A 21,157-nucleotide genomic window follows, 5' to 3' on the forward strand; every position below is an offset into this window, starting at 1 on the left:
TGAGTGATACGGTCAGGGATTTTAAATCCTTTTGCACAAAGGAATTCATTCATGCTATACAACTTGAAAACGAAAGCAGAAGAGAATGGTTGTTGCGTATGTTCCGGTTTCATGCACAGCAAACCAATCAAAATAAAGATTATAAAATATGGACGGGAACAAATCATCCGGAAGAAATTGTAACAGAAAAATTTTTAAGAACAAAGCTGGATTATATCCATAACAATCCTTTAAAAGCGGGTTGGGTGGCAGAGCCTGAAGATTATTTGTATTCCAGTGCTTCCAACTATATAACAGGCAGGGGAATAATGGAAATTGATTATTTATTTTGAAGATATGCTATCGCCCGGAGGCGATAATAGAACGGTTCGTGGCGATGACGCCACGAACAGCACAGCGGATCCACGAACAGCACAGCGGACCCACGAACAGCGTACGCATCTGCGGCTTAAAACATCACTATATGAGCAAAAAAATTACCGTATTCATAATGGTTATGCTGCTGGGAGGTGTCGCAACAGCGCAGCAGCGTACGTACTGTAATCCGGTTAATTTAGATTATGGCTACACGCCCATACCCAATTTCAGTGAATGGGGCCGGCACAGGGCTACTGCCGACCCGGTGATTGTTACCTATAAAGGCGATTACTATTTATTCAGCACCAATCAATGGGGTTACTGGTGGAGCAGTGATATGCTGAACTGGAATTTTATTTCACGGAAATTTCTAAGGCCCTGGAATAATGTATATGATGAGCTCTGCGCACCGGCAGTGGGGGTCATCGGCGATACCATGATCGTGTTTGGCTCTACCTATACCAAAAACTTCACGGTGTGGATGAGCACCAATCCTAAAACGGATGACTGGAAACCTTTGGTAGATTCGTTTGAGATCGGAGGCTGGGATCCCGCCTTCTTTACAGATAATGATGAACGGTTGTATATGTACAATGGCAGCAGCAACCGCTATCCGCTGTATGGCATTGAGCTGAACCGCAAAACATTTCAACCCATTGGCACGAGAAAAGAAATGTATTTTCTGGAAGAATGGCGCTATGGCTGGCAACGATTCGGTGAACATATGGACAATACTTTTTTAGATCCTTTTCTGGAAGGGGCCTGGATGACTAAGCATAACGGTAAATATTACCTGCAGTACGGAGCGCCGGGTACCGAGTTCAGCGGTTATGCCGATGGGGTTGTGGTGGGCGATAATCCGCTGGGGCCTTTCACGCCCCAAAGCGATCCTTTCAGCTACAAGCCCGGGGGGTTTGCACGGGGTGCGGGCCATGGCGCTACTTTCCAGGACAAACAAAATAATTACTGGCATGTGTCTACAACCGTGTTGTCAGTAAAAAACAATTTTGAAAGGAGGATCAGTATTTGGCCTGCCGGGTTTGATAAAGATGATGTGCTGTTCTGTAATACGGCCTTTGGTGATTACCCGCATTACCTGCCCGAAGGAACTGCTGTTGAAAACGTTATAAAAAGCGCAGCGCCTTCGGCGTATTTTACCGGCTGGATGTTATTGAATTATAATAAACCGGTTATAGTTTCGTCTACTCTTGGTAGTTATACTGCTAATAACGCGGTGGATGAAAATATTAAAACCTACTGGAGCGCCGCCACTGCAAATAAAGGTGAATGGATACAAACCGATCTGGGAGCAGTGAGCACCGTTAATGCCATACAGGTTAATTATGCCGACCAGGATGTGGACAGCAGCTTCCTTGGTAAATCATTGAGGGTATACCATCAGTACAAAATATATTACTCCGTGGATGGAAAAAGGTGGAAAATGCTGGTTAATAAAAGCGATAATAAAAAAGAAGTGCCGCATGATTACGTGGAGCTGGAAACTCCTGTGCAGGCGAGATACATTAAGCTGGAAAATATACAAATGCCCACCGGTAAGTTTGCTATCAGCGGGTTAAGGGTTTTTGGTAAAGGCAATGGAGCAAAGCCTGAAGTAGCAAAAGATTTTATTGTATTGCGCACGGAAAAGGATAAACGAAGTGCCTGGCTCAAATGGCGTCCCGTAAACGATGCGTATGCCTATAATATTTATTACGGCACAGCGCCGGATAAATTGTACAATTGCATTATGGTGCACAATGCCAATGAGTATTGGTTTAAAGCAATGGATAGTCAGAAAACCTATTACTTTAATATAGAGGCAATTAATGAAAACGGGGTATCGGCAAAAAGCGGACTGGTAAAAGCGGACTAAGTGTCAATCATTATAGCACGGATATCTAAAGACCGGACAGCGTCTGCTTTGGATTGTGATTTGGGGTCTCGCCAAAGCCGGAACCAGTTGTATTTTTGAAATTATTAATAACATACGAATGAAAATCATAACCAGGATCATTGCGGTACTCCTTATTGTATTTGCTGTTGCAAGTGTATATGCCCAGCAAGCCCCTTTCTATAATGATATACAGCAATTCAAAAAGCTCGACAGCGCTCATTTTCCTCCCAGGCAGGCTGTTTTGTTCATTGGCAGTTCATCATTTACCTTCTGGAAGGACGTACAGGAATATTTTCCACAACATACTATTATCAACCGCGGTTTTGGCGGCTCCTGCCTGCCCGATCTGATTCGTTATGCAGATGATATTGTTTTTGCGTATAATCCCAAACAGGTAGTGATCTATTGCGGAGAGAATGACCTGGCGGCATCCGATACGGTTAGCGCGGCAACAGTTGCCCAAAGGTTTATTACGCTCTTTACCATGATCAGGAATAAATATCCCAGAATACCGGTGTTGTATGTTTCTATGAAACCCAGTCCCAGCCGGGAGCACCTGATGCTCAAGATGGATGCGGGCAATTGGGCTATAGAAGCGTTTTTAAAGAAACAAAAGAGAGCTGTGTATGTTGACGCGTATCATTTAATGCTGGATGATAACGGGAGGCCCCGGAAAGAGCTATTCATTGAAGATATGCTGCACATGAATAAAAATGGCTATGCGATCTGGCAAAAAGCGATGGCACCTTACCTTAAATAGTTGGTTATGAAACTCCTCTTTATTGGTATTACTTTCGTTGCTTACCTGCCGCTTACAGCACAGGTGCAAACCGCGGCTCAGCAAACAAAGATGAACGCTTTTGTTTCATCATTGATGAGCAAAATGACGGTTGATGAAAAAATTGGTCAACTGAACTTACTTACCGGAGGGGAAGCCACTACAGGGTCGGTAGTAAGTACAGATGTGGAGAGTAAAATAAAAAAGGGACAGGTAGGTGGCATCTTCAGCATGGCTTCGGTTGGCCGTATCCGTAAAACACAGGAACTGGCGGTTACCCAAACCCGTTTAAAAATCCCCATCATTTTCGGTATGGATGTTATTCACGGGTATAAAACCCTGTTTCCCATTCCGCTGGGATTATCCTGCACCTGGGATATGGAACTGATAGAAGCATCGGCCCGAATCGCGGCCATAGAAGCTACTGCCGATGGGCTCAACTGGACTTTTTCGCCCATGGTAGACATTACCCGTGACCCACGCTGGGGACGCGTTTCGGAAGGATCGGGCGAGGATCCTTACCTGGGTTCTGCCATTGCCAAAGCTATGGTAAAAGGTTACCAGGGCAGTGATCTTTCTGCCCCTAATACATTAATGTCCTGTGTAAAACATTTTGCATTGTATGGCGCAGGAGAAGGCGGGCGCGATTACAATACTACCGACATGAGCCGTGTACGAATGTACAACGAATACCTTGCCCCGTACAAAGCTGCTATAGACGCGGGCGTAGGTAGCATCATGACATCCTTTAATGAAATTGACGGCATACCTGCTTCCGGTAACCGCTGGCTGCTTACTGACCTGTTACGTAAACAATGGGGCTTTAAAGGACTGGTCGTTTCAGATTATACTTCCATTAATGAAATGACAGATCATGGCATGGGCGATTTACAAACCTGCGCAGCTTTAGCTTTAAAAGCCGGGATGGATATGGATATGGTGGGTGAAGGCTTTTTAACCACTTTAAAACAATCGCTGCAGGAAGGAAAAGTTACGCAAAAAGCCATTGACGACGCCTGCCGTAAAATATTAGAAGCAAAATACAGGCTGGGTTTATTTGATGATCCATACCGCTATTGTGATAGTGACCGTGCTGCTTCAGAAATTTTTACTGCTGCCCATTTACAGAAAGCACGGGAAACAGCGGCACAAAGTTTCGTGTTGCTGAAAAACCAAAACAATCTTTTGCCATTGAAGAAGAATGGCGCCATTGCCCTGGTGGGCCCATTGGCCGATGCAAAAGAAAATATGACGGGCACCTGGAGCGTGTCGGCCGATTTTTCAAAAGCCATTTCCCTCTTAACAGGCTTGCAAAATGCTGCGGGCAACGCCGCGAAAATCTTATACGCGAAAGGTTCCAATTTAACGGAAGACAGTTTGCTTGAACAAAGAGCAACGATGTTTGGAAAATCATTGGGCAGGGATAAAAGATCCGATAGCGCATTGCTAAAAGAAGCGCTGTCTATAGCTGCACAGTCGGATGTAATTATAGCGGCATTGGGTGAAGCGGCGGAAATGAGCGGCGAAAGCGCCGGCAGAACAAATATTGATATCCCGGATGTACAAAAAAAATTATTGAAAGCGCTGGTTAAAACCGGCAAGCCAGTAGTGCTGGTTTTATTTACCGGCAGACCCCTTACGCTTGTTTGGGAACAGCAGCATGTACCTGCCATATTAAATACATGGTTTGGCGGAACGGAAGCCGGCAATGCCATTGCCGATGTTTTATTTGGAGATGTAAATCCTTCGGGAAAATTAACCGCTACTTTTCCGCAAAATGTAGGGCAGATTCCACTATACTATAATCATAAAAATACCGGGCGGCCTTTGCCGGAAGGACAATGGTTTCAAAAATTCCGTTCCAATTATTTAGATGTTTCCAATGATCCGCTCTATCCTTTTGGCTTTGGCTTAAGCTATACGAATTTCAGCTATAGCAATGTTACATTAAGCAGCACCATGCTCCGGCCAAACCAGAAAATAACGGCTTCCGTGGTGGTAACCAATACCGGCGACCGTAGCGGAAAGGAAACCGTGCAGCTATATATCCGCGATATGGTGGGCAGCATCACCCGCCCGGTAAAGGAATTAAAAGGATTTCAAAAAATTGAGCTGGAACCGGGGGAGTCCAAAAAAGTTGAATTCACTATTTCTGTGAATGACCTGAAATTTTATAACAGCAATCTTCAGTATGTGGCCGAGCCCGGAGATTTTAAAATTTTTATAGGCACCAACAGCAGGGATGTGAAAGAAATTGATTTTAAATTGCTGCCCTTATGATCAAAGCTGTTTGTTGTATGTAACTTGCACCTGCAACCTGTATCCCGAAACCTTAAACCACAAATTACTCAAATCCATGCTTCATATACAAAAAGACCCTTCAGCCGTAACTGCCGCATTAGCGGAATGGATAACACAAACCATTGAAACAGTTTTGCAAAAGCAGAACAGGTTTACCTGGGTGCTTACAGGAGGCAATTCGCCCAAAGCCCTGTATGGGCTTTTAGCTGCCAGTCCGTATAAAGAGCGCATTGCCTGGGATAAGCTGCATATTTTTTGGGGCGATGAACGTGCCGTACCATTTAGTGATGACCGCAATAACGCAAAGATGACCTATACGCATTTGCTGAATAAGGTTCCCGTTATTCCCGAACAGGTGCATGTAATGCGAACCGATATCCAACCTGAACAATCGGCGGTGGAATATGAAAAAGTGCTGCAGGGGTATTTTGGAGCGGAAGGAAATAGTTTCGACCTGGTATTATCGGGCATGGGCGACGATGGGCACACACTTTCTCTTTTCCCCGGTACAGCGGTCATTCATGAAAAAGCGGCCTGGGTGAAAGCGTTTTATTTAGCTGCCCAGCAAATGTACCGTATTACACTTACGGCGCCTGTAGTAAACCGGGCATCATCGGTTGTGTTTTTAACCTTTGGGGCCAATAAGGCAAAAGCTTTGTATGAAGTGCTGGAAGGCAGGCCCGATACTGATGTTTATCCCTCACAAATTATACAACCTGCTTCGGGTGAACTGCATTGGTTTGTTGATGAGGCCGCCGCTGCTTTGCTGAATGCGAAACCCCTGGCCGGACAATAAAATATAGGGCTGCGTCAAACGTGAAACCTGCCAGCCGGCAGGCTGCTGTGGAAAGAGAAACAGTTCTTAGCACAACAAAAAGTTAAAATCACTTAACGATTCGTTTTAATAGCTATCAATTCCCATCCTCTCCTGCATAAAACTGTATCTTTACTCTATCTCTCATATATATCCCTTTTATCACCTTAAGCCAGGAAACCGTATGCACCTTAAGCCCTGTGCTTAACTATAGATTTGGCGATAATTAGAAGTGTTTGTATTGATTTATCATCCCAAAAATAAAGCATGAAATTTGTTATACCATTGCTGGTTTTTATTGTTATTTCTTTTGAAGCCAATGCACAGGATCCTGAGCAGCAGCCAACAGGTGATCTGCCCACCCTGCAGGTGAGATCGAACAGGATATATGGTAAACTGGTAGATGAAAATTCAGGCAAAGGTATAGACGCAGCATCCGTACAATTGTACCTGGCACATAAAGACAGCCTGTATAGCGGAATGCTTACCAAATCCAACGGCAATTTCAGCTTCTCCAATATTTCAACTGCCTATGATTATAAGCTGATTATTTCCGCATTGGGATATGAACCCTTTGAACAGATCATTGCAGCTTCATCGGGTGAGAAAGGGCAGTTTGAGAAAGACCTGGGTAATATTACGCTTTATCCGGCTATCAAACAACTGGAAGGTGTAACGATAACGGCTACCCGACCGGCACTGGAAATGAACATAGACCGCAAAGTATTTAATGTGGCCAGAAGCTTAACCGCTACGGGCGGTACAGCCGTTGATGTAATGAAAAATATTCCTTCAGTTTCTGTGGATATTGATGGTAATGTGGAGTTGCGCAACAGTACTCCCCAAATATTTGTAGACGGCAGACCCACTATCCTTACTTTAGACCAGATACCTGCCGATCATATTGAAAAAGTGGAACTGATCACCAATCCATCGGCCAAATTCGATGCTTCCACTTCGGGAGGGATCATTAACGTGGTATTGAAAAAAGAAAAACGCTTCGGGTTAAACGGAATTGTGAGCGCCTCTGTTGGCGTACCCCGCGTGCTCAACGGAAATCTCAGCCTGAATCTCCGCCAGGGCAAATTAAATTTTTTCATGAGTGGCGGCTACAATCAGTCTGGCGGTAAGGCAAAGGGAAAAACATTGAGAGAAAACAAGCCGGGGGGTGTTACAAGAGATTATTTTAATCAATATTCCGTTAATACCCGTTTCCGGAAATTCAGCTCCATTAATTTCGGGTTTGATTATTTTATGGATAACCGCAATACCCTTTCTGTTACCCAGCGCTTTGGAGGCGGAAACTCGGAAAATGATGAAGTACAGGACCAGGAATACCTCAACAGCAGTAAAGTAGTAGAGTATTATGGCGACCGCCGGGGCGACAGCCGCTGGGGATTTAACCGCAACAGCACACGCGCCAGCTACAAGCACACTTTCCCGCAGGAAGGCCGGGAACTTACTGCAGATATTACCTATAACTATGGTAAAGGCAGTTCTAATTCAACTATTCTTAACCGGTATTTTTATCCCGATGGACTGGAATATAAATCACCCGCCACGGTTAATAATGACGGAAGAAACAACAATAACCAGTTTACTTTTGAAACCGATTATATTCACCCTATAGGAGAGAATGCAAAATTTGAAGCAGGGTTAAGAGCTTATTTTAACGATTATGAAAGTTTTTTCAATGTTTTTGGGTACGATAACGGTCAGGAAACCAAGCTGCCATTAAGTAATAATTACAAATACACCGAAAATGTAAATGCCGCATACGGTACCTATTCGCAAAAAATGGGAACGTTCTCTTTCCAGGCAGGCTTAAGAGCCGAGTATTCTAAATTTGACGGATTACTGATTGACAGCGCCTTCAAATTCGGTTACCAGTACCCCAAATCGCTCGGCAATATATGGAATGCCTTATTTCCAAGCCTTTTTCTTACCCAGCAGATTGGAGAAGATGATGAGATACAGGTTAATTTTTCCAGGAGGATCAGGCGACCCAATTTCTGGCAGTTAAATCCTTATATAGAGATCAATGACCCGGTTAACCTGCGGCAGGGTAACCCGCAATTGCAGCCGGAGTTCATTAATTCGTTTGAGTTCAATTACAGCAAAGGGTTTAAAGGCGGTAATCTTTTAGGCGTTTTGTACTGGAGAAATAATCCAAACGATATTACGCAATACAGCGATACCGTAACAGCCGTTCAGTATGAGCAACTGCAAAATGCCGCGGTAGATCCCAATGCCATTCTGAATACCTGGGTAAATGCCAGCACCACCAACAGGTACGGGGCCGAGTTTACACTGCAATATAAAGCGGGCACCAATTTTGACATTACGCCCAGTGTTAATCTGCAATACAGGAAAGTAAATGCCCGTATCAATGATATTGACCTAAGCAACAAAGGTTTTAACTGGGATGCCAGGCTCACGGCCAACTATAAAATTAAAACAGAAAAAAAACCGGTATTCAATAACCTCGCGTTCCAGGTGATGGGCAATTATGAATCGCCGCGGGTGATCCCCCAGGGTAAAAGACTTTCCGAATTCAGCGTTGACTTTGCTATACGCAAGGATCTTTTAAAAAACAACAGGGGCACCATTACCTTCGGCATCAACGATGTGTTTAATACCAGGCGCTGGGGAACCATTTACGATACGGAAAATTTTTACCAGGATTCATACAGGAGATGGAATGTGAGAAATTTTCGCATTACTTTCAGCTACAAATTCGGCAAAGCCGATTTTTCTTTGCTGAACCGTAACAACCGTGGCGGCGGTGGGGATGACGATTGATTTGAGATTGATGCAGGGTGGAGGTTATAAGTTGTAGATTATTGTTTGTTTCAAATTTCAGGTTTCCTGTTTTGAATTTAATATCCACAGCGGTCAGGTTACTTTGACCCTTAAAAATTATTACGCATCATTCAGATCAGTCTATGGTCCTTAACTGATCGCAGATCGCTGAAAGTGACACCTGATAGCCCCAAATCCGAAACACCCCCTGCATTTCTATAACAACGCTTTTACCAGCGCTTCCCATTCTTCCTGCAATGTAACAAGCGGATAAGGTTTGCCTGCCCGGTTATACCAGTACCCGGCGTTTGATGCATCGCCTTCTTTACGGTGCAGGTATGCGTGTATATGGGAAGCTTTACTATCATGGATATCCTGTATCAAATCATGCGCCTTGTTCCAGTTGCCCCGGGCGTCATACCATAAGGACTGCAAATAGGCAGAAACCATTTCAGGCGGCTTGCCGGCACTGAGACTGGAAATAAAATTTTCAAATTCCATACGGCAAAAATAAAAAGAAATCATATTTGCACAGAGGCTGGCTAAAACCAGTACGGCCTTAATTTATTTGACTTAGTTTTGCACGGTTTTAAAGCAAAGTATTGATCATTAAATAAATATATACTCATGTCTGTGATCGTTGTTGGATCCATGGCTTTTGATGCAATTGAAACTCCCTTCGGGAAAAGTAATAAAATTGTGGGGGGCGCGGCTACCTATATTGCCTGGAGCGCATCTAACTTTACGAGGCCCATTCAGCTGATTTCTGTTGTAGGAGGCGATTTCCCGGAAGAAGAGCTGCATGTATTGGAAGCCCGGGGCGCACAGATGGAAGGTGTGCAGATAAAAAAAGATAAAAAATCCTTTTTCTGGAGCGGGAAGTACCACATGGATATGAACACCCGGGACACGCTGGAAACCCAGTTAAATGTATTGGGCGACTTTGAGCCCGTTGTGCCTGCGGGTTACCAGGGGGCAGATATTTTAATGCTCGGTAACCTGTCGCCTGCCGTGCAGCTCAGCGTGATAGAACAATTAAAAGAACGGCCCAAACTGATTGTGCTGGATACCATGAATTTCTGGATGGAAACTGCCATGCCCGACCTCGAAAAAGTGCTGAAAGAAGTAGATATCCTGCTGGTGAACGACAGCGAAGCCAGGCAATTAAGCGCGCAGTATTCGCTGGTGCGGGCTGCAAAGGAGATCATGAAAATGGGCCCCAAATACCTGGTTATTAAAAAAGGAGAACACGGCGCTTTACTTTTCCATGGAGATCATGTGTTTTTTGCCCCTGCACTGCCCATAGATGAAGTATTTGATCCAACCGGGGCAGGTGATACTTTTGCCGGCGGTTTCGTGGGCTATTTGGATAATACCAAGGATTTTTCTTTTGAAGGTATGAAATCTGCCATTATTATTGGCTCGGCAATCGCTTCCTTTTGCGTGGAAAAATTCGGAACTACCCGGCTGAAAGAACTAAACAGGCAAATGATTGATGAACGGGTGCAACAATTTGTTGAACTGGTGAATTTCGATATCGCATTGGTATAGGCAGTTGGATTTCCTGTTTATAAAAATAAAAGAAATGCTATGCCGCTATTATTGCCGGTAAAAGGGGTGTTGCCGGTTTTTGGTGAAAACTGTTATTTAGCGCCTAATGCCACGATAGTGGGTGATGTAACGATGGGTGATGATTGCAGCATATGGTTCAATGCTGTTGTAAGGGGAGATGTGAATTCCATTCACATCGGCAATAAAGTGAATATACAGGACGGCGCTGTTATTCATTGTACCTATCAAAAAACAAAAACCGTTATCGGTAATAATGTTAGCATTGGCCATAATGCCATTGTACATGGCTGCACGGTGCACGACAATGTATTGATAGGTATGGGCGCTATTGTTATGGATAATGCCGAAATAGGCAGTCATTCCATTATTGCGGCAGGCGCGGTGGTGCTGGAAGGTACGAAAGTGGAAGCCGGCGCCATTTATGCAGGTGTACCTGCCAGGAAAATAAAGAATGTGCCCGAAGAGCTGATCAGTGGCGAGATTAACCGTATTGCCAATAATTATCTGATGTACAGCAGTTGGTTTAAAGAAGAGGGAGAAGGTAAGAAGGGTTAAGGGGATGCAGGTTGCAAGTTGTAGGGTTCAGGTTACAGGTTGTGCAGGGAGGTACCGGTTACTTTATGCAGAAGCGCTTTACAATACTACATTATTTTAATATTTGATCTTCATGAAACAAACCCCTTTTTCAGCAAAGCATATTGCCGCGGGCGCTAAAATGGCCGGGTTTGCCGGCTTTAATATGCCCATCAGCTATACCGGAATTAATGATGAGCATGCTGCCGTACGTAACAATGCAGGTGTTTTTGACGTTAGCCATATGGGTGAGTTTATTTTTAAGGGTGAAGGAGCGCTGGACCTTATTCAGCGCGTAACTACCAACGATGCCTCAAAGCTTGCCGGCGGTAAAATACAATACAGTTGCCTGACCAACGAAAACGGTGGAATTATTGATGACCTGCTGATATATTGTATTGAATACAATAAAGTATATATGCTGGTGGTTAATGCTTCTAATATTGATAAAGACTGGGATTGGATCAGTCATCATAATACCGGCAATGTGGAAATGCATAATATTTCAGACAAAACCTGCCTTTTAGCCATCCAGGGACCCAATGCGGCCAAAATTTTGCAACCGCTTACGGAACTGGATATATTGAACCTGAAATATTACAATTTCATAAAAGGCAAATTTGCAGGTATAGACAATGTGCTGATCAGCGCTACGGGTTATACCGGCGCCGGTGGGGTAGAAATATATTTTGAAGACAAAGATAATAATGCAGACATCGTATGGGATACCCTGTTCGAAACCGGCGCTCCCCTGGGCTTAAAACCTATAGGGCTCGGCGCAAGAGACACCCTTCGCTTAGAAATGGGTTATTGCTTATACGGCAATGATATTGATGATTTTACCACACCGTTAGAAGCCGGTTTGGGCTGGATCACCAAATTTACCAAGCCCTTTATGGCAAGTGCATATTTGCAAAAGCAGAAAGCAGCCGGTGTTGACAAAAAATTAGTAGGCTTTGAAATGACAGACAAAGGCATTCCGCGTCATGATTACCGCATTAAAGATGCCGAAGGCAACTTAATTGGACGGGTTACATCGGGCACTCAGTCGCCCACTTTGGGAAGAGCCATTGGAATGGGATATGTAACAACCGAATTTGCAGGCATAGACAGCGAAATATATATTGAAGTAAGAGATAAGCTCCTGAAAGCGAAAGTGTCGAAACTGCCCTTTGTGCAGCAACAATCATAATCCTTTATAAACAACCTTTTACATCCTATGGCTTCCATTCATCTTACCACATTTATTAAAGCCCCTGTTGAGCGGGTATTTGATCTTTGCCGTAATACCACTGTATATAAAAAAGCACTGGAAGGCCGGAACGAAAGCTTATCGGCAAGCGCTGCAGGAATACTGGTAAACGCAGGTGATACCATTACGCTTTCTGCCAAACACCTCGGTAAAACACGGGCTATCACTGCAAGAGTGCTGGAAATGATCATCCCCGAAAAATTTGTTGAGGAACAGGTAAAGGGTGATCTGAAAAGTTTTCGCCATGAGCATCATTTTAAACCGGTTGAAAATGGTACCCTGGTAATTGATCTGGTTGAAATGGAAGAGCCGCGGGATGCTGTGGGAGGCATGCTGGGCAAATTGTTTATGAAAAATTATTTCGAAACACTATTGAACAAACGCAATGCACTGGTTAAGCTTTACGCCGAATCGGAAAAGTGGCGTGCGGTTATGGGCTGATCTTTTGTGTAAATACTGCTTTCTTTCAGATATTTGCAGCTTTCGTAACAGCGTGGTATTAATAACAATATGAAAGGAAACAAACCTGCATTGCATACGGCGCTTTCACCGTCTATGCTGCATCTGTATGATGCAGACAATACGATCGTAGTGATCATAGATGTGTTACGGGCCACTTCCACCATAGCAACAGCATTGTATAACGGTGCAAGCTATGTGATACCGGTAGACAGTGTGGCCAGGTGCATTGAGCTGGGCAGTATGCCGGATACCGTTACAGCGGGTGAACGCGATGGCAGGATAGCAGAGGGGCTGCAACATGGGAATTCGCCATTTGAATATTCCCGCGCATTTATTGAGAACAAAGTACTGGTACTTACCACAACCAATGGCACACGGTTGTTATATATGGCCCTTGAAAAAGGGGCAAAAAATATTATTACCGGCTCCTTCCCTAATTTATCTGCTGTAACCGATCACCTTATTGTCCAAAAACAAAATGTACTGCTTGCCTGCGCCGCATGGAAAGATAGGGTAAACATCGAAGACACGCTTTTTGCCGGGGCGGTTATTGCCGGCGTAAAGGAACATTTTGATATCAACTGCGATGCTTCTATGATGGCGCATGCGCTGTATACAGAAGCGAAGCCGGATGTTTACGGGTTTGTTAAAAATAAAAAGGCATCACATTACCTCCGCTTAAGCGGTTACGGGCTGGAAAAAGATATCCATTACTGCTTTACACCCGATATTGCAAATATTTTACCGGTATATAAAGAAGGAAAGCTGGTAGCCGGAACCGGCAGCGCTGCCTGCAGTAAAGCCGGGCTTGCGGCTTCTTAACTTGGTCTCCTCTTTTTCACCTGAGCTTTTTTTTGTAATTTCGCCAATTAGCCTTTTTTGAAAGAAGGCTTGAATTATTGAATTATTCGCAAGCATGGCCTTACCACATTTAATCAAGTTTGTATATAATAATGGCACAGATGAAGTAATCCGGAGGGGTAAAAAAATTCATGCGATCAGCTATGTTGAGCTAATGGAACACGATGACCTGTTGGGTTCGGTTACGTTCAGGGTAAAAGATGACAGCTATGCCACTTACTATAAAGTATATGTGCAAAAGTATAAAGACCCCAAAGGCCTGTCGGTCCGGTGCACCTGCCCGTATAACCTCGGCGACATTTGCCGGCATGAAACAGCCGCTTTACTCCAGTTGCAGGATCTGTTAGATAAAAACGTACTGGGTGAAAAAGATGTTTTATATCACCAGCGCCATACGGTAATTAAAATGAAAGATATTGAGCTGAAAAGCATCAGGCTCTTAAGTTCACCCGACAGCTATGCAGAAGCTGAAAAAATACTGCAGACACAAAAAGCGAATATTATATCTGCGGCAAACGAAAGAGTAGAAGCCAGCTTGGTATGCAACGGCGAAACCTTTCCGTTGGTGATACAAAAAAATGAAGAAAGGAATTTTGATACCTCCTGTAAATGTGAGGAGCAGGAGCATCCGCTTTGTGTACATAAAGTAACGCTTTTCCTGCAATTGCTGAATGCCTACGGACCCTATTACTTCGATTCTATCCGCAACTGGGATAAGCAGAAGAATAAGCTGCTGGAAATTTACGGCTATTCCCTTGATGATGATCTGACCGGTAAATTTGAATTTACCTATAAAGACGGGAAACCCTTTTTACGGTTGCTTGATACCTCTATTAAAAGAGCAGACCCGGTATCCGGCAGTATGCTTAGCTCCCGTACCGTTGTTGCAGAAAAGGAAGTTGTAATGGCCGAGGAAGAAGCCCCCCCTGTTCATAATAATAGTAATATCAGCCGCATTGGTATCGTATTTAACGGAGCCAATGGCGTGTATCCTAATTTTGGAATAGATGCCGTTGGCGGTGAAATAAATGAAACCGGGGTAGGCTTTGCCGGCAAAGTGGAAAAGCTGGACCTCTCTAAATTTGTACCTACAGACAACTACCCCGACCAGGATAAACAACTGTTGCAGCAGATCCGAAAGCTGAACGAAACCGAAGTAAATAAATACGTAAGCCGTAATTCTCCTTTTTCCGGAATATGGGAAAACATCATTCATCACGAAGATGATGACCTTCCCGAAGAAACCAAATCACTGATAGTGGAATACTGGTATCCCAAGCTGCTTAAATTATTTAACGAGCAGAAAGATAACACGCTGGTATACTTTTTGCCGCAGGGGAAAAATTTTATTACCTCCAACCTGCTGCCTGTTCAGTTAGCCGATGAAACTGCCATTCCCGTTATTCATGTAAATACGGTAAAAGCCAAAATTGAAATAGCCTGTTATGTGCAGGTTAACGGCGTGGAAGTGCCTTTACAGGAAAATGAATGGAAAAGCAATATGCTCTTTAAATATGCCGACACTTTTTATAACTGGAGCCGGCAGGAAGATATACTGGAAATTGAAAGATTTGCCAATAAGGAAAATTTGCTCATCAGCAAGGAAGATTGGCCCGATTACCTGAAAAAGAATATTATTCCGCTAACCAAAGAATACAAAGTACGGTTTTCCGAAAAGCTGGTGCAGGAAGTAAAAGACGGCAACCCCGAAGTAAGGGTGCTGCTGCAGGAAAAAGGAGATTACCTGCTGTTTGTGCCGGTATTTTCCTACAAAGGCTTTGAAACACGGTTTAATGCAAAAGATATTATTACGCTGCCGGTAAATGATAAGGTGCTGGAAATTCACCGCAACCGGCAGGCAGAGCTGCAGTTCATCAAAAAGTTAGAAAGCCTTCACTCCAACTTCATCCATCCCGAAGGAGCAGCAACGCTGGCTTTAAAGGGTGCAGACGTGCTAAAGAACAACTGGTTCTTTTTGTTTGTTGACAGCATGAAAGAAATGAACGTGCCGGTAGTGGGTTTTGACGTGCTGAAAAACTTCCGTTTTAATACTGCCCGGCCTTCTACTGAAATTCGTATCAGCAACGGTGTAGACTGGTTCGATGCCAAGGTGAAAGTAGTGTTTGGGGAACAGCAGGTAAGTATAGATGAAATCAAAAGGGCGCTGCTGAACAAGCAGCAGTTTGTTCAGCTCAACGACGGCACATTGGGTATATTACCCGAAAACTGGCTAAAAAAATACTCCTTGCTCTTTAGGGTAGGCGAAGGAAAAAACAATGCATTACGCCTGTCTAAATACCATTTGAGCGTTATAGATGAGCTGTATGAAGAAAGGAATGAGGCTGAAGTGCTGATAGAGCTGGAAGAAAAATACAACAGGCTGAGAGGCTTTAACCGCATTAAAGAAATTGATCCGACACCCAGGCTGGCGCATATTTTACGTCCTTACCAGGTAGCAGGCTATCACTGGCTGAATTATTTAAGTGAAGTAGGATGGGGTGGTATTTTAGCCGATGATATGGGATTGGGTAAAACAGTGCAGGCGCTGTCTTTCCTCCAGTTTTACCTCGATACCCATCATTCCCTGAAAGCCATAGTGGTTTGTCCTACTACCCTGATGTTCAACTGGGAGAATGAAATAAAGAAATTTACACCCGACCTTACCTATCATATTCATCATGGGGCCGACCGGAGCCGGGATAAAGAAGGATTTAATGCCTATAACGTTATCATTACTACCTATGGCACGCTGCGCAGCGATATAAAGCTGCTAACCGAAATCCATTTCGATTATGTTATTCTCGACGAGTCGCAGGCTATTAAAAACCCGCAGAGCAAGGTAACCAAAGCCGCCGGCCTCCTGGTGTCAAAAAACCGGCTTTGCCTGAGTGGCACCCCTTTGCAGAACAATACTTTTGATATATATGCCCAGATGAACTTTTTAAATCCGGGCATGCTGGGCAGTGTGGAATATTTCCGCAATGAATTTGCTACGCCTATTGATAAATTCGGGGAGCAGGACAGGAAAGAGCACTTAAAAAAGCTGCTGTATCCTTTTATTCTCCGCCGCACCAAGGAACAGGTGGCAAAAGACCTGCCTGAAAAAACAGAAACCATACTGTTTTGTGAAATGCAGTCTGAGCAGCGGGAAATTTATGAAGCATTCCGCATGGATTACCGCAATAAAATACTGGGCGTAATCAATGAGCAGGGCATACAAAAGTCGCAGCTTACCATTTTGCAGGGTTTAATGAAGCTGAGGCAAATTTGCGATTCGCCCGCTATTATGAATGAGCCCGAGCAATACCCCAATCATTCGATTAAGCTGGAAGAGATAGCAAGAGAGATCACGGAAAATATAAGTAACCATAAGGCCCTTATATTTTCACAGTTCCTGGGTATGCTGGCCCTGATAAAGGAAAAACTGAAATCGCTGGACGTACCCTTTGAATACTTTGACGGAAGCACACCGGCCCACGAAAGGGAAAGAGCTATCAACCGTTTCCAGGAAGACGATACCTGCAGGGCATTCCTGATTTCGCTGAAGGCAGGTGGTGTTGGTTTAAATCTTACCGCGGCAGATTATGTATACATCGTTGATCCGTGGTGGAACCCCGCCGTAGAGCAGCAGGCTATTGACCGTACGCACCGGATAGGGCAAACCAAAAATATTTTTGCTTACCGCATGATCTGTAAGGATACCATTGAGGATAAAATACTGCAATTACAGGAAAAAAAGCGCTCATTGGCGAGGGATCTTATTGCAGACGATAATACGTTTGTTAAGAGCCTTTCTAAGGAAGATGTGGAATATCTTTTCAGTTGATGAGCGGTCAGCTATAGGGCGCACAAGGCCGGAGTTAGTATTTAAAGGCTTATTAATCCGCTAACCATAAACTTCCAAACCACAAACTCCCTAACCGCTATATGCTTTCCAGCTCGTTTCTTCCCCGCCTTCTTTTATGATAATACTTGATGGGATAAAAATCAGGGCGTTGCATAATTTTATTTAGTAAGCTGAAAAACAACCTGTTGAGGTCAATAAGTTTCCTTGAAGTTACCGTGTTCATGATGGCTATTTTAATGAGGATTGGATGAGCGAATGAATAAGTAACGAAGCCGGAAACATTTTATTATATTGTAACCAAAGATGTTAATTAAGGTTAATACAATCGCCCTGTGAAATAGGTAAAATATACTTTTGCGAACTATGACCCGGAAATTCAGCATATCAGTTAGTTTAATGGTAGCAGCCATCATTTTGATAGCGGCCTTCCAGGTATACTGGATCGTTATAAAAATTAATGAAGAAAAAAGAACGCTTCGTTTTCGTACCAATGTTATCTTCCGGGAATCGGTTTTCGACCTGCAGTCTTCCAAACTGAAATTAGACAGCACCACCAGGTTACGCTATGGCCTGCCACCCGATATAGCAAGGTTTACAGACATGGTTAGAAAACGCCTCAGCGATTCCTCCGCTGCCATGCCCTCGCAGCCTACCCGTAACTCCATTATTACAGTAGAAAGACCTGCCGGCGTGCCGGCCGATGATTCCTTATTGCGCAGAAGCTACAAGGCGGGAGGACGTTTCTTTGAATTTTTAATTGGTATTGATTCCCTGCAGGATTCCCTGAGGGTAACCGATATCAGGGAAGCCTATACCAATAACCTGCAGAAGGAAAATATTAATGTTCCTTTTTCTATCATACGAACGGAGGAAGCCGATATTAAACGAACCAACTCCCAGCGCCCGGAATGGAATAAAGCCACCATCGGCTTTACACATCCCATTAGTTACCAGGTTCAGTTAGGCAACACGTTTAATTACATTTTCGGAAAAGTTTTGCCGCAGGTTGTTTTTTCTGTTTTTCTTATCGGGCTCACCATTACAGCTTTTTCTGTGCTGTACAGGAATCTCAGGGCCCAGCGGCGGCTTACCGATATTAAAAACGATTTCATCAGCAATATCACTCATGAGCTTAAAACACCCATTTCCACGGTAAGTGTGGCCATTGAAGCCATCAAAAACTTTAATGTAATACAGCAACCTGAGCGCACAAAAGAATATCTTGATATAGCAGGAAACGAATTGAGCAGGTTGTCTATGCTGGTGGATAAAGTGCTTAAGCTTTCGATGTTTGAACAACAGCAAACAGAACTAAAATACGAACGGTTTGATGTAAAGCAACTGGCAACGGAAGTAATTGCTTCCATGGGACTGCAGTTTGAAAAAGCTAAAGCAAAGGTTGAGCTACACAGTTCCGGGCAACAATTTATGATAACGGCAGATCATATGCATATTACCAGCGTGCTCTACAATTTGCTGGATAATGCCCTGAAATACAGCAGGGAGAAACCGGAAATTGAAGTAAGCATCAGCTCCAAAGACAATAACTGGATGGAAATAAGGGTATCAGATAACGGCATTGGCATACCGGCAGCGTATAAAACCAAAATTTTTGAGAAGTTTTTCCGGGTTCCTACTGATAACAAACATAACATTAAAGGATATGGGTTAGGCCTGAGCTATGTTGCCCACATTGTTAACCAGCACCACGGTACTATTACCCTGCATAGCGAACCGGGTAAAGGAAGTGAGTTCATTATTAAACTGCCCCTTACCCATGAAGAAAACTAAGATATTGTATGTGGAAGATGAAGCTTTCCTGGCAAAAATTGTAAAGGAAAGCCTGGAAAGCAGGGGCTACGAGGTGCTGCTGGAGATGGACGGCGGGGATGTGATGCCCCAGTTTCAAAGCCTTAAGCCCGATATCTGCATACTGGATATCATGCTCCCCAATAAAGACGGGTTTGCCATTGCGGAAGAGATCAGGCAACTGAACACCACGATACCTATTATTTTTTTAACCGCAAAAACCCAAACCACCGACCTGGTAAAAGGATTTCATAAAGGGGCGAACGATTATATCCGCAAGCCTTTCAGCATGGAAGAGCTTATTGTGCGTATTGAAAACGCTTTGCGTTACCAGCATGAAGCGGCGCAAAGCACCGAACAAAAAGACGAGATCCGGATGAGCAACTATATTTTTAATCCGCACCGGCAAACCCTGTGCCACAACACGGAAGAAAAAAAATTGTCTTTCCGGGAAAGTGAATTGCTGAGATTGCTGTATGAAAACCGCGAAACCGTAATTGACAGAAGAGCCATACTGAATGTATTATGGGGAAGCGACTCATTTTTTAATTCCCGAACATTAGATGTGTATATAACCAAGCTCAGGGGATATCTTAAAAGTGACCCCGCGCTGGAAATCATTACGGTAAAGGGCGTAGGCTACCGGTTTGTGATGGAATAAAAATAGCCTGGTCTCCGTAGCAGACCAGGCCTCAACCTTAACCATTCTTATATTTACCTAACCGTTTAAAACCGTAGAAAGATTTAAATATTTTTTATTGGGCGAATAAATAAACAGGCAGGAACCCTCCTTGATAGCATCAATAATGGCTTTGTGATTTTCCATGGGAATGGCAGGACAGCCGAAGCTTCTTCCCAGCATTCCTTTTTGATGTAAAAAATTTTCGCCTGCATAATTTGCGCCATGTATTACGATGCTCCTTCTTAGCGCTTTATCATTAATATTCCTTTCCACTCCCTGCAAACGCAGCGAATACCCGTTTTCACCCCTGTAGGTATTTTGTGTTACATAAAAGCCCAGACTGCTTTTATGTGATGCCATTACGTTAGAAAAATGATGCGCATATTCCGTTCCCGAATTTTTTCCATGCGCTACGCGTATGTTAAACAGCAGTTCAATATTTTTCAGATCAATGATATACATTCTTTTTTCACGCGATGACCGTGAAAAATCAACGATAGTAAGAATGCTGTCCCTGTTGAGCTTGCCCTTATTGGATAACTTGCTGAATCCTTTCATTGCCAGCTCAAGCACATCTTTTTGAAGGCCCAGCTCATTTAAATGAATGCTGTCGTACAGCCTGTTTACAAATACTTTGCGGGCTTCCGCACTAAAATCAGCAGGAAGATAATAGGTAACTGTTGGAAGAACAGGAGAAAAACGATTCGCCTTAATAATGCCTGAAAGCAATACAGGCACAAGAAAAATAAGGCAAAGCCTCAGCTTTTTAGGTACGGAATGGAATTTCATCGGATTATAATTTCTAAGCCTCATATAAACGGCATTAGCTTTTGGATATTGTTAATAATAAACCAGCGAATGATGTCTCACCGCCGGTACAATAAAATGCTTAACCTTTTAAAATCAGTAGTATTACATGAATTTAAAGGATCACAAAGTTACTCATACCTGCTGCATTTTTAATTTTGTTTTGACATACATTAACAGATTTGAAACATCCGCTTCATATAGAAGGATTGATAATTTTTAAATTTAACGATTATTCCGGAGTTTGGCCCTGAAGGGTGCATTTAAAATTGTCGCCGGTTGGTGAGGACCCCAACCGGGGCGGCCTGCCGTGGGCGGTGTCTCCACCGCCCACACGAAGCAAAGC

16 protein-coding genes and 1 pseudogene are annotated in these 21,157 nt (G+C 43.7%); 14 read left to right on the forward strand and 3 right to left on the reverse strand.

Annotated features, from left to right (window positions below; all coding sequences use genetic code 11):
• The 6 genes and pseudogenes from PLE34_RS19390 to PLE34_RS19415 all read left to right on the forward strand — a co-directional run.
• Positions 1-332, forward strand: a pseudogene (locus PLE34_RS19390) (REP-associated tyrosine transposase); the annotation flags it as partial.
• Positions 333-463: 131 nt separating this feature from the next.
• Positions 464-2,230: a family 43 glycosylhydrolase gene (locus tag PLE34_RS19395; RefSeq protein ID WP_324559664.1), complete on the forward strand. Its 1,767-nt coding sequence runs from the start codon at positions 464-466 to the stop codon at positions 2,228-2,230.
• 118 nt (positions 2,231-2,348) lie between these two features.
• Complete coding sequence (locus tag PLE34_RS19400) at positions 2,349-3,011, forward strand: GDSL-type esterase/lipase family protein (protein WP_324559666.1); 663 nt, start codon at positions 2,349-2,351, stop codon at positions 3,009-3,011.
• A gap of 6 nt (positions 3,012-3,017) precedes the next feature.
• The gene (gene bglX / locus PLE34_RS19405) at positions 3,018-5,309 is read left to right on the forward strand and encodes a beta-glucosidase BglX (protein WP_324559668.1); all 2,292 of its coding nucleotides are present in this window, start codon (positions 3,018-3,020) and stop codon (positions 5,307-5,309) included.
• A 76-nt stretch (positions 5,310-5,385) separates the two neighbouring features.
• Positions 5,386-6,126 carry a 6-phosphogluconolactonase gene (pgl, locus tag PLE34_RS19410; RefSeq protein WP_324559670.1) on the forward strand — a complete coding sequence of 247 codons (741 nt, stop codon included), beginning with the start codon at positions 5,386-5,388 and terminating at the stop codon, positions 6,124-6,126.
• 285 nt (positions 6,127-6,411) lie between these two features.
• Positions 6,412-8,946 (forward strand): TonB-dependent receptor, encoded by a 2,535-nt coding sequence (locus PLE34_RS19415; protein ID WP_324559672.1) that lies wholly within the window; start codon positions 6,412-6,414, stop codon positions 8,944-8,946.
• A 216-nt stretch (positions 8,947-9,162) separates the two neighbouring features.
• On the opposite strand, the gene PLE34_RS19420 is transcribed toward PLE34_RS19415, so the two are convergent.
• Positions 9,163-9,447 (reverse strand): hypothetical protein, encoded by a 285-nt coding sequence (locus tag PLE34_RS19420; RefSeq protein ID WP_324559674.1) that lies wholly within the window; start codon positions 9,445-9,447, stop codon positions 9,163-9,165.
• Positions 9,448-9,573: 126 nt separating this feature from the next.
• On the opposite strand from PLE34_RS19420, the gene PLE34_RS19425 reads away from it, so the two are divergent.
• The 6 genes from PLE34_RS19425 to PLE34_RS19450 all read left to right on the forward strand — a co-directional run bounded on the left by PLE34_RS19425 (position 9,574) and on the right by PLE34_RS19450 (position 17,492).
• Positions 9,574-10,497 carry a PfkB family carbohydrate kinase gene (locus PLE34_RS19425; RefSeq protein ID WP_324559676.1) on the forward strand — a complete coding sequence of 308 codons (924 nt, stop codon included), beginning with the start codon at positions 9,574-9,576 and terminating at the stop codon, positions 10,495-10,497.
• Positions 10,498-10,536: 39 nt separating this feature from the next.
• Entirely contained in the window at positions 10,537-11,073 is a 537-nt protein-coding gene (locus PLE34_RS19430) for a gamma carbonic anhydrase family protein (protein WP_324559678.1), read from the forward strand.
• 112 nt (positions 11,074-11,185) lie between these two features.
• Positions 11,186-12,283 carry a glycine cleavage system aminomethyltransferase GcvT gene (gene gcvT / locus PLE34_RS19435; protein WP_324559680.1) on the forward strand — a complete coding sequence of 366 codons (1,098 nt, stop codon included), beginning with the start codon at positions 11,186-11,188 and terminating at the stop codon, positions 12,281-12,283.
• A gap of 27 nt (positions 12,284-12,310) precedes the next feature.
• Positions 12,311-12,784, forward strand: a complete 474-nt coding sequence (locus PLE34_RS19440; protein WP_324559682.1) for an SRPBCC family protein — start codon at positions 12,311-12,313, stop codon at positions 12,782-12,784.
• A gap of 69 nt (positions 12,785-12,853) precedes the next feature.
• On the forward strand, positions 12,854-13,627 hold the full coding sequence (locus PLE34_RS19445) for a 2-phosphosulfolactate phosphatase (RefSeq protein WP_324559684.1): 774 nt from the start codon (positions 12,854-12,856) through the stop codon (positions 13,625-13,627).
• Positions 13,628-13,721: 94 nt separating this feature from the next.
• The gene (locus PLE34_RS19450; protein WP_324559686.1) at positions 13,722-17,492 is read left to right on the forward strand and encodes a DEAD/DEAH box helicase; all 3,771 of its coding nucleotides are present in this window, start codon (positions 13,722-13,724) and stop codon (positions 17,490-17,492) included.
• Between the two features lie 97 nt (positions 17,493-17,589).
• Here the strand turns inward: PLE34_RS19450 and PLE34_RS19455 are convergent, their stop codons facing one another.
• Positions 17,590-17,736, reverse strand: coding sequence for a hypothetical protein (locus PLE34_RS19455; RefSeq protein WP_324559688.1), 147 nt, complete (start codon positions 17,734-17,736; stop codon positions 17,590-17,592).
• 140 nt (positions 17,737-17,876) lie between these two features.
• Between PLE34_RS19455 and PLE34_RS19460 the strand changes: the two genes are divergently transcribed.
• Positions 17,877-19,304 (forward strand): sensor histidine kinase, encoded by a 1,428-nt coding sequence (locus PLE34_RS19460; RefSeq protein ID WP_324559690.1) that lies wholly within the window; start codon positions 17,877-17,879, stop codon positions 19,302-19,304.
• Positions 19,291-19,983 (forward strand): response regulator transcription factor, encoded by a 693-nt coding sequence (locus tag PLE34_RS19465; RefSeq protein ID WP_324559692.1) that lies wholly within the window; start codon positions 19,291-19,293, stop codon positions 19,981-19,983. The genes PLE34_RS19460 and PLE34_RS19465 overlap by 14 nt, the downstream gene beginning before the upstream one ends.
• Before the next feature lie 57 nt (positions 19,984-20,040).
• On the opposite strand, the gene PLE34_RS19470 is transcribed toward PLE34_RS19465, so the two are convergent.
• On the reverse strand, positions 20,041-20,793 hold the full coding sequence (locus PLE34_RS19470; protein WP_324559694.1) for a murein L,D-transpeptidase catalytic domain family protein: 753 nt from the start codon (positions 20,791-20,793) through the stop codon (positions 20,041-20,043).
• Positions 20,794-21,157 lie beyond the last annotated feature (364 nt).

This window comes from Agriterribacter sp. (assembly GCF_035445465.1).
Lineage (GTDB): Bacteria > Bacteroidota > Bacteroidia > Chitinophagales > Chitinophagaceae > Agriterribacter.